The organism is Burkholderia sp. 4NA327C6 (assembly GCF_005502655.1).
Lineage (GTDB): Bacteria > Pseudomonadota > Gammaproteobacteria > Burkholderiales > Burkholderiaceae > Burkholderia > Burkholderia contaminans.
Genome location: NZ_SCNZ01000011.1, coordinates 134,215 through 148,149 on the forward strand (window position 1 = coordinate 134,215; position 13,935 = coordinate 148,149).

The 13,935-nt window shown below is 65.8% G+C and carries 12 protein-coding genes; 3 read left to right on the top strand and 9 right to left on the bottom strand.

Annotated elements, in window-relative coordinates:
* Positions 1 to 35 precede the first annotated feature (35 nt).
* The 3 genes from FFS49_RS14075 to FFS49_RS14085 form a co-directional block, all read right to left on the bottom strand.
* Entirely contained in the window at positions 36 to 2,210 is a 2,175-nt protein-coding gene (locus tag FFS49_RS14075) for a hypothetical protein (RefSeq protein ID WP_105817970.1), read from the bottom strand.
* A gap of 497 nt (positions 2,211 to 2,707) precedes the next feature.
* Positions 2,708 to 3,094, bottom strand: a complete 387-nt coding sequence (locus FFS49_RS14080; RefSeq protein ID WP_105817969.1) for an ester cyclase — start codon at positions 3,092 to 3,094, stop codon at positions 2,708 to 2,710.
* 46 nt (positions 3,095 to 3,140) lie between these two features.
* Positions 3,141 to 4,037: a LysR family transcriptional regulator gene (locus FFS49_RS14085; protein ID WP_039352893.1), complete on the bottom strand. Its 897-nt coding sequence runs from the start codon at positions 4,035 to 4,037 to the stop codon at positions 3,141 to 3,143.
* A gap of 509 nt (positions 4,038 to 4,546) precedes the next feature.
* On the opposite strand from FFS49_RS14085, the gene FFS49_RS14090 reads away from it, so the two are divergent.
* The 3 genes from FFS49_RS14090 (at position 4,547) to FFS49_RS14100 (ending at position 7,496) form a co-directional block, all read left to right on the top strand.
* Positions 4,547 to 5,407: a peptidoglycan DD-metalloendopeptidase family protein gene (locus FFS49_RS14090; RefSeq protein ID WP_105817967.1), complete on the top strand. Its 861-nt coding sequence runs from the start codon at positions 4,547 to 4,549 to the stop codon at positions 5,405 to 5,407.
* A 210-nt stretch (positions 5,408 to 5,617) separates the two neighbouring features.
* Positions 5,618 to 6,517 (top strand): class A beta-lactamase, encoded by a 900-nt coding sequence (bla, locus tag FFS49_RS14095; protein ID WP_105817966.1) that lies wholly within the window; start codon positions 5,618 to 5,620, stop codon positions 6,515 to 6,517.
* A gap of 106 nt (positions 6,518 to 6,623) precedes the next feature.
* The gene (locus tag FFS49_RS14100; RefSeq protein WP_105818368.1) at positions 6,624 to 7,496 is read left to right on the top strand and encodes a LysR substrate-binding domain-containing protein; all 873 of its coding nucleotides are present in this window, start codon (positions 6,624 to 6,626) and stop codon (positions 7,494 to 7,496) included.
* A gap of 67 nt (positions 7,497 to 7,563) precedes the next feature.
* Here FFS49_RS14100 and FFS49_RS14105 read toward each other — a convergent pair whose 3' ends face one another.
* The 6 genes from FFS49_RS14105 to FFS49_RS14130 form a co-directional block, all read right to left on the bottom strand.
* On the bottom strand, positions 7,564 to 7,899 hold the full coding sequence (locus FFS49_RS14105) for a type 1 fimbrial protein (RefSeq protein ID WP_105817965.1): 336 nt from the start codon (positions 7,897 to 7,899) through the stop codon (positions 7,564 to 7,566).
* 378 nt (positions 7,900 to 8,277) lie between these two features.
* Complete coding sequence (locus FFS49_RS14110; RefSeq protein WP_071332392.1) at positions 8,278 to 8,532, bottom strand: GlsB/YeaQ/YmgE family stress response membrane protein; 255 nt, start codon at positions 8,530 to 8,532, stop codon at positions 8,278 to 8,280.
* A 161-nt stretch (positions 8,533 to 8,693) separates the two neighbouring features.
* A complete protein-coding gene (locus FFS49_RS14115; protein WP_224755867.1) occupies positions 8,694 to 9,605 on the bottom strand; it encodes a fimbrial protein in 912 nt (303 codons plus the stop codon).
* 105 nt (positions 9,606 to 9,710) lie between these two features.
* Complete coding sequence (locus tag FFS49_RS14120) at positions 9,711 to 12,308, bottom strand: fimbria/pilus outer membrane usher protein (protein WP_105817963.1); 2,598 nt, start codon at positions 12,306 to 12,308, stop codon at positions 9,711 to 9,713.
* A 198-nt stretch (positions 12,309 to 12,506) separates the two neighbouring features.
* On the bottom strand, positions 12,507 to 13,247 hold the full coding sequence (locus FFS49_RS14125) for a fimbria/pilus periplasmic chaperone (protein ID WP_105817962.1): 741 nt from the start codon (positions 13,245 to 13,247) through the stop codon (positions 12,507 to 12,509).
* A 111-nt stretch (positions 13,248 to 13,358) separates the two neighbouring features.
* On the bottom strand, positions 13,359 to 13,910 hold the full coding sequence (locus FFS49_RS14130) for a fimbrial protein (protein WP_105817961.1): 552 nt from the start codon (positions 13,908 to 13,910) through the stop codon (positions 13,359 to 13,361).
* Positions 13,911 to 13,935 lie beyond the last annotated feature (25 nt).

The window sequence follows — 13,935 nt, forward strand, 5'->3', positions numbered from 1 at the left end:
CTTCGGGCGCGTTCACCGGGCGTGGGCGACATCGCTCAGGCCGGATCGGCGTACTTCAGCGTCCACCCGAACGTGCGGGTCGCGCCCGCGCCGAGTGAAAACGGCTTCGTCGTACAGGCGAAGTTCGAATGCAACTGGCCGATCGGCGTCGTCGACAGCGGATTCGTCGTGCCGTTCGCCGTGTCGAAGGCCGACAGCACGCAGGTGTCGAACCCGGACGCCGCATAGCCGGTCGCGGCGCTGCTCGCGTAGGTTACCGACACGCCGTCGCCGTTCGCCTGCGTCGACGCGAAATCCGCGAACGACGTGAAGTCGGTCTCGACCGACAGGTTGCCGGTGAGCGAGCCCGTGCTCAGCGTATCGCTGCGGGCGACCGAGCCGTGCGCGAACGTCAGCACCGTATGCACCTGCAGGTCGAGATCCGTCGTGTACGCCGCATTCTTCGAGGCGAGCCGGAACTTCGCGGTATCGAACGACACGACCACCTGCCCGTTGCTTTGCTGGACGTTCAGGTTCTTGTAGTACGTGACGGGAATGTAGGTCTTCCCGTTGTACGACACCTGCGGCACCAGCAGCGCGTAGCCGAGATCGGTCGTGCCGTAGATCAGCTTGTCGGAGAACGGCACCGGGTAGTACGGCGTGTACGAGTTGTAGTCGGGCGCCTGGCTGAGGTTCAGGTTGATCACGCGCCGGCCGTCGCGCACGGTGACGAGCGCCGCGCTGTACGGATGCGCGGTGTCGCCCGGCTGGTTGTACCAGGTGAGCGTGTAGTGCGGCAGCGCGTCGAGCCACGCGTTGTAGTCCGTATCGGCCATCGGCGCCTTGCCGCCGAAGCCGAGCTTGTTCCACCACGCGTTCACGTACAGGTACTGATGCAGCAGGCTGAAGTTCTCGCCCATCACGCGCGGCTTGCCGCGATACGCGTCCGTGCCGCGACCCTTGACCCACATGTTCACCGACGGCGTCGGCAGCGACGGGTCGTACCAGTACGTGTCGAAACGCTGCGCGGCCTGGTAGATGAACCTGTATGCAACCTGCTTCTCCTGGTCGGTCAGCACGCCGGCATTGGCCGCGGCCGTCAGCACTTCCATGAACGCCGAATCGCCGTACGGGCCGATCGAGCGGCCGTAGTTGAATCCCTGGCCGTTCGCGTTCAGCTGCGGCAGGATCAGGTCGACCGACTTGCGCAGATAGCCCTTCAGCTCCGGCGTGAGGTTTGCCTCGTTGCCCATCTCGAACGTGCGCTCGGTCACTTCACCGATCAGCAGCGTGCTGTAGCGGTCGAAGCGCGCCTGGTCGTAGTAGGTCGTATGCGTGTTCGACGCTTCGTCAGAGAACCCGCCCGACGAGTCGTTGCGGATATGGTTCGTGAGCGTGTACAGCAGCGCGTCGCGCGCGCCCATTGTCGCGACCGACGGATCGGTCTTCGATGCAAACGACGGGCTGCTCCAGCCGAGCTTCTGGCGCAGCCCGGCAATTCCGTAGGACACCGCATAGTAGTTCTGCGCGGTGTTGAGCGACGCGATGTCGATCGGCGTGCCGGCGGCGGGGCACGTATCGGTCTTGCCACTCGCATCGGGGCCGAACATGTCGCAGAAGGTGAGCCGCCGCTGCAGCGTCGCGAGCATCGTGTCGCTGAAGACTTCGTTGAGCATCCCGTGCGCGTTCAGGTTGTTCAGCGTGATGAGGTAGTAGTACTCGCCCCAGGACGTATTCGCATATGCGTAGTTGCTGCCCGACTGCGCCATCATCGCGGTCGTGATCGTCTGGTACGTCGCGAGGTAGCTGGCGTATTGCGGGTCGTTCTTCGACTTCATGTCGATCAGGATGTACGACAGGCCGAGCGCGAGCTTGCCCGGCAGGAATTTGTCGCCGGTGTTCGTGTCGAGCACGTGGACCGGCGTGCCGTCGCCTAGATCCATCACGACCTGCGTGAAGTCGGGCGATTTCCGGATCAGGTCGAACAACGCGCGCATCTGGCCCATCATCGTGACCGGAATGTTCGCACCGGCCGGCACGCTGGTGTCGGGCGCGCCATAGACGAGCGCCTGCAGCGAGTTCGACGCGAGCGTCGGTGTCGTGGACGGGGGCGGCGAAGATGACGAAGGCGGCGGCGTGTCGGTCACGTCGTTGCCGCCGCAGGCGCTGACGAACAGGACGGAAAGGGCGCTGAGCGCGGCGCCGAGCGCGAATCTGCTGCGCGGATGCATTGTGTCTCCAGTTTTGAATAGTGATGAAGGACGGGCGGGTGTAGCCGTTGCCGCGCTCGATGCCCGTACCCGGCCGCCGTCTTGCAACCCTGATCCCTGAAGACGGACGGCCTGAATCACCTGTCGAGCGGGCAAGCGTTCTCCCTGCACGGGCCGTGGCCGGCGTCGCGCGGAGGTGATGGAAAACGTTTTCCAAATTTAGGCATCGAGCGGCGTGATGTCAATGAACTTTCACGTCGGACGGGGCGGGAAAAACCCGGAGGGTGGGAAGACGGGAGTGAAGGGGGGGAAACGAAACGTTGCAGAAATTACCGGGATTTCTTCTTTTTGAGGCGAGATGAAGCGCCGGATATCGATGCGGATAGGGCGAGCAGAATGACTATCCGGCGATGCGTTCTCGCCGGGATGTGAGAGAAAACGTTATCCATAAGGATCGAGGTGAACCCGGCGGACATCGGGGCATGGCGGCGATCGGCAACCATGCGGTTCCGGCGAGACTAAAGCTGTGCCTCGATCGCGGCCTTGTCGATCACCGACCAGACCCGGCGGATCTTGCCGTCATGAAATTCGTAGAACACGTTCTCGCAGAACGTGACCTTCCGGCCGTCGACGGCGAGCCCCATGAACGTCCCGCTCGGCGAGCAGGCGAAGCGAAGGCGGCATGCGATGCGCGGCGGCTCGCACACGAGCAGCCGGATGTCGAAACGGAGATCGGGAATGTCGCGGAAGTCCTGTTCCAGCATCGCGCGGTAACCGGGCAGGCCGAGCGGCCGGTCGTTGTGGATCACGTCGTCGGCGACATATTCGCCGAGCGCTGGCCAGTCCTGCCGGTTCAGGCAGTCGATGTACGCGCGGTAGCGGGTTGCAAGATCGGTGTCGGTCATGGCCGTGCCTCCGTGTGTCGACGCGATGAGCCGGATGCGGCGCGCATCACTGCTGCGCGGTTTCGCCCGACAGGAACGTGACGAACTCCCGCGTGTATTTCGGCAGCGCATCGAACGACCGCGCGCACAGCTTCAGCCGGCGATGGCTCCACGCATCGGACAGCTCGACGAGCCGCACGTCCATCGTCTGCATCGCGCGCTCGGCCGCATGGCGCGACACGATGCCGATGCCCACGCCGCTCGCGATCACGCGGCAGATCGCATCGAAGCTCTTCAGTTGCACGCGATAGCGGATCCGCTTGCCGAGCGCGCGCGCCTGGTCGGCGAGATGCACCTGCAGCGCGCTGCCGTCGGTGAGGCCGATGAAGTCGGCATCGGCGATCGAGTCGAACGCAACCTTCTCCTGCGATGCGAGCGGATGCGCGGCCGGCACGACGACGATCAGCCAGTCCTCGCGGAACGGCTTCTGTTCGAGCCCGCCGAGCCCGACCGAATCGGCGACGATGCCGACCTCGGCCGTCTTGTTGCGGATCGCATGCACGATCTCCTGGCTCGAGCGCTCCTCGACGCTGATCGACAGCTTCGGGTGATGCGGCAGGTAGTCGGCCAGCGCGTCGGGCAGGTATTCGCTCAGCGACGCCGTGTTGCACAGCAGCCGGATATGCCCGCGCAGCCCCTGGCCGTATTGCTGCAGTTCGCCGCGCATGTGGTCGATCTGCTGCAGCACCGTGCGCGCGTGGTGTTCGAGCGCGCGGCCCGCATCGGTGGCCTGCGCGCCCGATTTGGTCCGGTGCAGCAGCGGCACGCCGAGCTCGTCCTCCATGCCGCGGATGCGCTCGCTCGCGGCCTGCAGCGTGATGTGGGTGCGCTCGGCGCCGCTCGTGATCGTGCCGGCCTCGCAGATGTTCAGGAAGAGCCGCAAGTCGGTCAGGTCGAAGCGCATGATGGGGGACGATCGTATTGGAATAGTCGATAAGTTAGCAGGGAACCGCGGCCGGGGTCTCAGGCGCAGCTTGAGGCCCGATTCGCCGGTTCCGCATTTTCGGGGCGCGATCGATCGCGGATCATGGCCGCACATCAACCGGGGAGCCTGCCATGCAGATCGATCCGTCGTGGGGCGTGTCGTTCAAGATCGCGTTGCACGTGCTGTTCCTGTGCATCGGCATCGCGTGGGCGTGCGCCGAACTCGTCGCGTGGTTGCGTTGAACGTCGCGGCGATCGCCGCTTCGTGCCTATTGAAACAAATCCGTCATAGTTCCTCGAGACGAAAATTCTTCCGCTTTCCTGCAAAAAGACCATCAAGTTTTCCCGAATCGGACCGTATTACCGGTAGCGAATGCCGGCCGGCATCCGGTTCGTGATCGTTTGTCATCATTGTTTGCATCCGGTTACACGTCGGCCGTTCCGTTTTTGAGATGCTTGAAAGATTGTCAAACCGGAGTCGGATCGTCCATGAAAACGCGCGAGATTCACCGCAACGCGGCGTGGTTGCCAGGCTTGGCCGCCGCGCTCGTCATGGCCGGTTGTGCAAGCACGCAGTCCGTTCCGCCGAGCGACACGCTGGCGGGGCAGTCGTCATCGTCGAGCCAGCCCGCCGCTGCGCCGTCGGCCGCCACGCCGCCACCGGCGCCGATTTTCGTCGCGCAGAAGTACGTCGTGAAACGCGGCGACACGCTGACGGGCATCGCGTCCGCAAACGGCTGCAGCGTGGCCGACCTGCGCACCTGGAACAGGCTGGGCGCGAACGGCAGGCTGCGCATGGGGCAGGTGCTGCGCATCGTCAAGCAGCAGCCGTTGCCGGCGCCGGGCGCGGCCGGCGCGCAGGTAGCCGCATCGTCGGCGTCGGGCAATGGTGCAGCGAGCAACCCGGCAGCCACGCAGGCCACTGCGTCGAATGCGAGCGACCGTCAGGTCGTCAAGGAAACGAAGCGGCACGCGGGCGGCGTCGCGCTCAAGTGGCCCGCGAGCGGCAAGATCGTCGACGGCTTCCGGCCGGGGCGGAACCGCGGCATCCAGATTGCCGGCCGGCCGGGCGACCCGGTCCGCGCCGCGGCCGACGGCCGCGTGATGTACGCGGGCACCGGCCTGAACGATTACGGCAGCCTGATCATCGTCCAGCACAACGCGGATTTCCTGACCGCCTATGCGCACAACCGCAAGCTGCTCGTGAAGACGGGCGACATCGTGCGCCAGGGCGACGAGATCGCCGAGATGGGCGACCTCGACAACTCGCGTGTCGCGCTGCTGTTCGAAGTGCGACGCGACGGCAAGCCGGTCAATCCGATGCCGTATCTGCCTTCGTCGCAAGGGTGAAGCAGGGCCGTTTCGCTGGAACGTCGCGGCGGTCGCTGCTACGCTAGGGTCTGTTCATGCGAGTCCCGCGCTTCGCGGGGCCGACGGTCGTCTTTCGGGGATGCGCGGCGTATGCCGTCGCGAGCCGGCCGCCGGCGTGAACGGGCACGCTTCTCCAACGCGTGCCCGAACTGCTTCGTGCCACCGATTCCGACAGAACCCACGACATTCATGGAACACTCTCCGACCCGCCGCTCGCTGTTGCTCGCCGCCGTTGCCGCGCCGTTCGTCGCCGCGTGCACGTCCGCGCCTGTCGCCGACCAGGGGCGCGCCCATACCGCCCAGGCTGAATTGACCGCGCTCGAGAAGGCCTCGAATGGCCGGCTCGGCGTCGCCGCGCTCGATACGTCGAACGGCGTGCGCATCGCTCACCATGCGCGCGAGCGCTTTCCGCTATGCGGCACGTATGCGGTTGCCGCGGCTGCCGCGATGCTCGCGCGCGGCTCGCTCGACGCGTCGCTGCTGCCGCGCCGCATCCTGTATCGCCGCTACGAAATCGTTGCGGGCTCACCGATCACGGAAAGCCACGTCGACACGGGCATGACGATCGAGCAGCTTTGCGTGGCGATGCTGCAATCGGGCGACAAGGGCGCCGGCAACCTGCTGATGGGCGTGCTCGGCGGCCCGCAGGCCGTCACGGCGTTCGCGCGCGCGAGCGGTGACATGTCGTTCCGCCTCGATCACTGGGAACCCGAACTGAACAACGCGGCGCCCGGCGACGAACGCGATACGTCGACGCCGGTCGAGATGGTCGACACGTTGCAGCGGCTGCTGCTCGGCAACACGCTGCAGGAGCCGCAACGCACGCAACTGACGGAATGGATGGTCGGCGGCGCGCGCGGGGCGACCGGGATCGCGGCGGGCGTGCCGCCCGGCTGGCGCATCGCGAACAAGGCCGGCACGGGCGGCTACGGCACGACGACCGACGTCGCGGTGCTGTGGCCGCCGTCGCGTGCGCCGATCGTGATGGCCGTGTCGTTCACGCAGCCGCAGGCCGCCGCGGCGGCCCGCGCGGACGTCGTTGCGTCGGCGGCGCGCATCGTGGCGGCCGCGCTCACCGCGACGGCCTGAGCGTCCCGCGCCTCGCGCAAAGCCGGCGTTTGGCTTATCGTGTCGGACAGTGCGCGCCGGGGTCGGCGCGCGGTCCTTCCGCGCCGTTTTTCCGTTTGCCTTCTTCATGCGCCGACTTCCGCCCCTGCATGCGCTGCAGATCTTCTCGACGGTGGCTCGCCACCGCAGCTTCACGCGTGCGGCCGAGCAGCTGTGCATCACGCAGGGCGCGGTGAGCCGGCAGATCCAGACGCTCGAGGCGCATTACGGTTTTCCGTTGTTCAAGCGGCATGCGAAGGGTCTCACGCTGACGGCGGAGGGCGAGCAGTTGCTGCCGGTGGTCAACGAGAGCTTCGCGCGGATCGAGGACATTTCGATGAGGCTCACGCGGCAGCGCACCGACCTTGCACTGAAGGTGCCGACCTGCGTGATGCGCTGGATGCTGCCGCGCATCATGCGCTTCCAGGGCGAGCATCCCGATCTGCATGTGCAGATCACCACCGCGTGGCAGCACGTCGTCGACTTCTCGACCGAGCCGTTCGATGCGGCCGTTGTCTACGGCACGTCGCCGGGCGCCGGCGTGTTTGCGCTGCCGCTGTTCGACGAGCGGTTGACGCCCGTCTGCGCGCCCGAACTGCGGCAGACGTCACCGCTCGATGCGACCGGCGATCTTGCCCGCCATACGCTGCTGCATCCGACGCGTGATCATCGCGACTGGCGCGCGTGGCTCGAGCACGCGGGCGAGCGCAGCGTCGATCCAGCGCGCGGGCCGACGTTCGACACGCTCGATCTCGCGACGAACGCGGCGATGCAGGGCTTCGGCGTTGCGATCGGCGACGTGACGCTCGTCGACGACGACGTCAGCGCGCGCCGGCTCGAACGGCCATTCGATATCGTGCTCGAGACGGGCGCGCGTTACTTCTTCGTCTATCCCGAGAACATCGGCAACCAGCAGAAAATCCGTGCGTTCAGCGACTGGATCGCGCGCCATCGCGATTGACCGGCGGTCACGCACATGCGCGGGGCCGGCGCGCAGAACCCGTCGGGTGCCGCGCCTGCGGACGGCTTCACTGGTACGTCACGACGGCGATCATCGGCGCCTGGCTGTTGCCCGGACGGTTCGGTAAAACGATTGCGCGTGAGGCCTGAGTAAAGGTCGTGGTCTTGATGGCCTGCTGGCTCGCTGCGTCGACGAACGCGATCTGGCCGGTTGCCGGGCGCGGACAATCAGGGCGGACTTGTCCGCGGGCGAGATCGGTCGTATCGACCGCGAACGAGCAGGGCGGTTCGACGATCATGCCGGAGAAGTAGATGACGCCGGACGCGCCGGCGGCAAAGGACGAGGAAGTGGCCAGAAGCGAGGCAGCCAGGACGAACGAGGCAGCGATAGGGCGGTGCTTCATGACAGGCTCCAGAGAGGAAGCGCGTCGCAGCGGGCCGCTCGGGTGGCAGTCCGTCAACGCTGCGATGCTGTATGCGTAAACGGCAGAACCATCGAAACTCTTGAGTGGAAAATTACAAATTTGGGATACGAGCAAACGATTTCGTATTGCTGAATTCAATCTATGCCGGATTTGCGAGATATCAAATCAGGGTAATGCCGGTGGTGTACGCTCGACAGGAAAGCGGGGCATCCGATGCCGGTCGCCACGGCAGGTCGTTGCGAAGGCAACGAGTTTACGGATCGTGGAAATGATGCGCGGGTGAATATCGACGCTCCAACGCAAAATGGCCGCTCGTTTCCGAGCGGCCATTTTGCGTTGGAACCGAACGTGTGCCGTTCAGGCCGTGCGCTTGCGTACCGCGCCGACCACCACGAGCAGCACGATCGCGCCGATGATCGACGCGATCCAGCCCGCGCCCTGGCCCGGTGCGTACCAGCCGGCGGCGCGGCCGACGTAGCCGGCGACCAGCGAGCCGACGATGCCGAGCACGGTGGTCATCACGATGCCCATCTTGTCGTCGCCGGGCTTGAGCGCGCGGGCGAGGAGGCCGACGATGAGCCCGACGACCAGGGTTTCGATGAATTGCAGCATGAACGCCTCCCTATTGCGGTTGAGCTGTTGACGAAAGGAAATGGACTCGCGTGCCGCGCCGGGGTTCCCTGCGGCGGCGAACCGGCGCGCGGCGCGTCGAGTATCGCATGCCGCGGCGTCGGGCAGACGTCAGGTCGCGGCGAGGCGCGCGCCGACGTCGTTCATTGGTAGTCGAGCAGGACCTGCGCCGCGGCATGAACGGAACCGCCGCCGATCTTTGCGCCCGTTTGCAGGTAGGACGCACGGAGCGGAATCGACGGCGATCCGCCGGTGGCCCGGTTGTAGTTCGTCACCGTGTGCGATTTCCGCAGCGTCAGCGGCTGGCCGGTTGCGCCATCGGCGATCTGGATGCCGATGCCGCTCGCCTTTGCATCCGGACGCAGGTGCATGCCACCGGGCGCGCCGACGACCATGTCGTCCAGCGGGGCCAGCTGATAGCCGATCCGGTTGTAGCCGGCTGGACAGTTGTTCAACTGCACCTGGAAATCGGTCGCGCCGGCGGTCGAGCCGACGCCGTTGAACACATGGTGCTGCACGGGCGGCAGCGTGACGGTCTGGTCGGGAATCGAGCACGTGCCGTTGATGAAGCTGACTTTCGCGGCGAGGAAGACCTCGGATGATTCGCCCAGGATGCCGGATTTGTAATAAATCCTGTAATAGGCACTGAGCCAGCCGGAATTGAGCGAGCCGTCCTTCGGCTGCCGGCTGTCCCGAAACAGCACGACTTCCAGCGTGTTGCGCAATGTCGTCTTCGTCGACGAGACGGCCACCGTGCCGTCGATTAGCATCCGCGTCGACAAGCCGGATACGTTCGTTTCGAGATCGGGGCCGGGGATGACGCCCACGACGCTGCCCTTGTTGTACATCGAGATACTCGTGATGTCGCAGGTGCTCGCACCGCAAACGTCCTGCGGCGTGAAGTAATGCCGAGCGACGGCGGTACCGGGGGGCGCGTTCGATGGGCTCGACACCGTTGCCTGCCCGAATGCATAGAGAGACGCCGCCGCCGCGTCGGTCGCGAATGCGGCGCATGCGAGCAGAAAGGTCGATGCAACCGCGATCAAGCGGGCCATGCGCCGTGCAACGTCGCCAGATGAGTCGTGCGGGTGCGTGTTGCCTGCACAGCGTGCAAGCCGGTGCGATTCGGATGATGAGTAAGCGTATGGCATCTGGATTCCTTATTGAATGGCGGCGGCCGTCGAATCGGCCTGGCAGACGCTCGTGACGGTCTGTACGCCCGGCGATCGTCCGCGACGTTGCGCGACCGGAAGCTCGTATGCGATGCGGCAGACCGAGCGATCGTCGGCGCCCCATTGAACCGTCAGCGAGCCGCGGTCGTTGAGTCCGCGCGCGAAGATCTTGCTCGCCTGGGCGACGACACCGACTTCCTTGCCGGTCTCGTCGTGCACGACGGCGCCGAACGGCAGCGGCGTGCCGTTGGCCTGCGGCGCCTTGACGAGTGCGGCGCGGCCGGTGTCGGTCGCAAACCGGATGAGCGGCACCGCACCGGCGCGCGGCGCGATCTGACGGCTGGTTTCCTTCAGTTCGACGTCCATCGAGATTCCCTTCGGATCGAGCGCGACCGTATTGAGGCTGTAGGGCGTCAGGTACGGAACGACCGCGTAACCGTTGCCGTCGACCTTGACGCCTGAGGCATTGGTGATGCGCGCGCCGGCCGCACCCGGCGCCTCGACGATCGCGAACGTCTCGGACAACGGCTGCGAGAACGTGATGCCGCCGCGATGCGCGACCAGCGCGCCGCGCACGCCGAGCGAGCCCTGCTGGAACGCCGTGCTCGCGCCCCCGCTCGCATTGAGTTCGGCCATACGCGTGCGGTACGTGACGTTGGCGCTGCCGTCCGTGACCGAATCCGGCCCGGACGCGTGGTTCGCGCTGACGCTGTACGACAGCGCGTGATCGTCGCCGAGCGATCCGGACAGCGTCGACTGCAGGCGTGTGCGGCCGAGCGTATCGCGCGACACGTTGCCGGTGACGGTCACCGGGCGTTCGCGGCCGAACGGGATCGTGACGCTCGCGTAATAGAGCGTGCCCATGTCGCCGCCGGCATTGCGCTGCCGCGTGGCCGTCAGGCTGTAGGACACGTTGCGGAACTGGTTCGTATAGCCGACCGAATAGTTGACGTCCGAGCCCGGGCGGTTCCAGTAGTTCACCGTCGATGCCGTGGCGTTGATGCGCCCGCCGGCCGCGCCGAGACGCTGCGTGAGCGCCAGTGACGCACGGTGACGCTGACGCCAGACCGAACTGACCGAGTGACCGTCCCGTACGGCATCGCGCGCCTGCATTGCGTCGTTGAGGCTGAAATAGCCATCCGTGGAATAGCGATACGCGGCGAGGGCGATGTCGGTGCCCGTCGCCTCGACCGACTTCGCATAGCTGACGCGCACGCTCGAACCGCTGTAGCGCTTCGCGCCTGGGATGGAGGTCATCGCATGCGTGACATCCGCGCCGAATGCGCCGAACGACGTATTGAGGGCGCCACCCAGCATCGCGGATACATATCCGGCCGCGAGCGTGGCGCCGCCGTAGGCCGTCAACAGGTTGGTCAGGCCTCGCTGGTACGTGGCCTGTGCGAACAGCGGCTGGCTCGATCCGTAGGGGTTGCGCAGCGTGCCCGCGACGAAGCTGTAGCGGCCGATGCCCGGCCGCAGCGACATCGGCACGGCGGCGTAGGGCACGGAAAACGTATGCACGGAGCCGTCGGCCTCGGAGACCGACACCTGCAGGTCGCCGCCGTACCCGGTCGGGTACAGGTCGTCGATTTCGAAATTGCCGGGCGCAACCGTCGTCTCATAGATCGTCACGTCGTTCTGGCGGATCGTCACCTTCGCATTGCTGTTCGCGATGCCGCGCACCACGGGCGCATAGCCGCGCAGCGAGTCGGGCAGCATCCGGTCGTCCGTCGACAGGCGCACGCCGCGAAACTGCGTCGAATCGAACAGTTCCCCCGACGTGTAGCTTTCGCCGACGACAAGTTGCGATGACAGCGACGGGAGGTCGCGCTGGAGATAGGTCGCGAGATTCTGGTACCGGCTCTGGCCGCGCGACGACCACGAATAAGAGCCTTCGTGGCGAAAGCGCCAGCTGCCGAGGTTCACGCCGCCGTTCAGGCCGAGATAGCCTTGCGTCTGGGCGGTATGACCGCTGGCCTTCGACGTGTAGAGGTTGAAGTTGTAGCCGAGCAGGCCGACGGTTTCGCCTGCAGTCCATTGATCGGGATTCACGTAGCCGCGCGCCTTGCGCGCGAGCGATGCCTGCGGGATCGACAGCCGCAGTACCTGGCGCGTGAAGTCGAACGCCGCGCTTGCGTCCGGCACGACCTGCTCGATCCGCAGGCATGCGCGGTCGCCTTCAAGCTCGGCGACGATGTCCGGCGTGAGCTTGCCGAAATCGATGCCGACGCGTTCGAGCAGCGCGCGGTCGAAGCACGGCCGGGCATCGCCCGAGTCCGGCGCGGCCGCGAAGCGTACGTCGTAGCGGCCGATCCAGTCGGAGCCGACGTGGATATCGGCGGTGTACACGCCCGGGGCCGTCACGTTGCGCTGCGCGAAGCGCGAGACGTCGAATTGCTTGCCGAGGCGGTTCTGCAGGAAAGCCCCGTCGAACTCGACTTGCGCGAGCGTGCTTTCGGCGGCGGTTTGGGACGTCGCGCGGCCATCGCTCGACCACGCGCCGACGCACGCCACCACCAGCAGATGGATCGGCTTGATGCGGGGCATGTCGGCCGCGGCGTGGCGCGGCAGTCGAGACGAGATCATGAGTAGTACTCCAGATAGTGTCGAATCGAGCGGATGCGTTGCGCCGACGCAGTCGCGCGGGTGTGCGCGTTGCTGCGTGGCGAAGGCTGATTCCGGGGATTCCAGGCCGTCTGGTCGGGACGGCAAACAGGGGGGGGGCGGACGAAAGACGAGGAAGCGGCAGGCCGCGCCCGTGGCGCGCTGCCGGCTTCGACCGCGTTACGGGGCGACGCTGACCGGACGCTTGATGTCGATTGACCGGCCCCAATCGTTGATGCTGCCGAACTCGACCGTTGCGCTCGCGGCGGGTGCGCCGGCGAGATTCTTGATCGGGAAGCGTTGCGTGCTTCGGGGCAGCACGTAACCCATGCCGGCGTCATGCTTGCGGCCGGCGGAATTCAACAGGACGTTGCCGAAATTGACGACGAACGGCGTGGGATTGCTCGCCTCGAGCGCGTAGCCGCCATCGACGCGAACCACGCGCCAGTCGAGCTGCATCGGCGCATCGTCGGCGCTGCCAGCCAGCCCGTCGGGGCGATACATGATCTTGATACGGGAGCGGAACGCGAGCTGGATGCGGTTCCGGTTTTCGTCCGCGGAGGCCTTCGGCGGGACTTCGAGCACGTTCAGCCAGAACAGCGATTCCCGATCGGCGGGAAGCGGTTCGCCGGTGTGTACGAGACGCAGCGTCTGGCCGTTGCCGGATTCCATTCGGAAGATCGACGGCGTCAGTGTGAACGGCACGTCGATGTTTTCGGGCAAGGCACTGCTATCACCGTTGTCGAGCCATGCCTGCACCAGCGCCGGACGCTTGCTGTCATTCGTGAGTTGGATCGTGACCTCGCGCTCGCTGGACGGGAAGATCACGCGCGTGCCGGCGATCACGACGCTTGCGTCGGCTTGCGACGCGAATGCGGTGACGGCCAGGGCCAGCGTACGGAGGAGCTTCAACAGTTTCATAAGCGTAGAGAGTCGGATCGTTGCAAGGAAGCGGGCGGAAACGGCGGTTTCCGCACCGCGCGGCGTGACGGGACGGAGATCGCCGGGGCGACGACCTCCGCGCCTTCGTCCTTATTGGTAGATCAGCGAGTACTCGACGCGCGAGTTGACGTCGCCGGCCTTCACGGCGCCGGAGGCGTAGTACTCGGCGAAGTAGTTCAGCTTCGCGTTGCCGTCGGCATCGATATCGACGAGTTGCGTGCTTGCACCGGTTTGGGCGCCGATGGGGACCAGTTTCTGTTGATCGTCCAGCACGTTGATCTGCACGCCTTGCGCGGCCTTGTCACCCGAGTCGACCGTCAGACGGCCGGTCGATTGATCGACGTTCGTGCCGTTTTCGAAGACGACGCCGACCTTCACCGGATTGTCGTCGCCGGTCGTGCAGCCCTTGAGCGCCAGCGAGAATGCACTGCGACCGGCCACGGAGCCGACATCCGGGAGCGCCGTGGTGCTGACCGGCGGCAGCGGGACGGTGAAGTCCGATCCGCCCTCGACGCTGCAGGTCGACGAGATGATTTTGCCGACGAAGTTGACGGTGCCGTCTGCCGCGTGGGCCGTGGACGAAAAGGCTGCGCCGGCTGCGACGAGGAGAAAGGGAATTGCGCTGCGCTTGAGGTTTTTCATATTTAAAGCTCCAAATAAAGTTCGA

Bases quoted from the DNA above. Each gene is read 5' to 3' on its own strand.
- FFS49_RS14130 (WP_105817961.1), bottom strand. From the start codon at position 13,910: ATGAAAAACCTCAAGCGCAGCGCAATTCCCTTTCTCCTCGTCGCAGCC.
- FFS49_RS14115 (WP_224755867.1), bottom strand. From the start codon at position 9,605: ATGGCCCGCTTGATCGCGGTTGCATCGACCTTTCTGCTCGCATGCGCC.
- FFS49_RS14075 (WP_105817970.1), bottom strand. From the start codon at position 2,210: ATGCATCCGCGCAGCAGATTCGCGCTCGGCGCCGCGCTCAGCGCCCTT.
- FFS49_RS14085 (WP_039352893.1), bottom strand. From the start codon at position 4,037: ATGCGCTTCGACCTGACCGACTTGCGGCTCTTCCTGAACATCTGCGAG.
- FFS49_RS14080 (WP_105817969.1), bottom strand. From the start codon at position 3,094: ATGACCGACACCGATCTTGCAACCCGCTACCGCGCGTACATCGACTGC.
- FFS49_RS14090 (WP_105817967.1), top strand. From the start codon at position 4,547: ATGAAAACGCGCGAGATTCACCGCAACGCGGCGTGGTTGCCAGGCTTG.
- FFS49_RS14110 (WP_071332392.1), bottom strand. From the start codon at position 8,532: ATGCTGCAATTCATCGAAACCCTGGTCGTCGGGCTCATCGTCGGCCTC.
- FFS49_RS14120 (WP_105817963.1), bottom strand. From the start codon at position 12,308: ATGATCTCGTCTCGACTGCCGCGCCACGCCGCGGCCGACATGCCCCGC.
- FFS49_RS14100 (WP_105818368.1), top strand. From the start codon at position 6,624: ATGCGCCGACTTCCGCCCCTGCATGCGCTGCAGATCTTCTCGACGGTG.
- FFS49_RS14105 (WP_105817965.1), bottom strand. From the start codon at position 7,899: ATGAAGCACCGCCCTATCGCTGCCTCGTTCGTCCTGGCTGCCTCGCTT.
- bla (WP_105817966.1), top strand. From the start codon at position 5,618: ATGGAACACTCTCCGACCCGCCGCTCGCTGTTGCTCGCCGCCGTTGCC.
- FFS49_RS14125 (WP_105817962.1), bottom strand. From the start codon at position 13,247: ATGAAACTGTTGAAGCTCCTCCGTACGCTGGCCCTGGCCGTCACCGCA.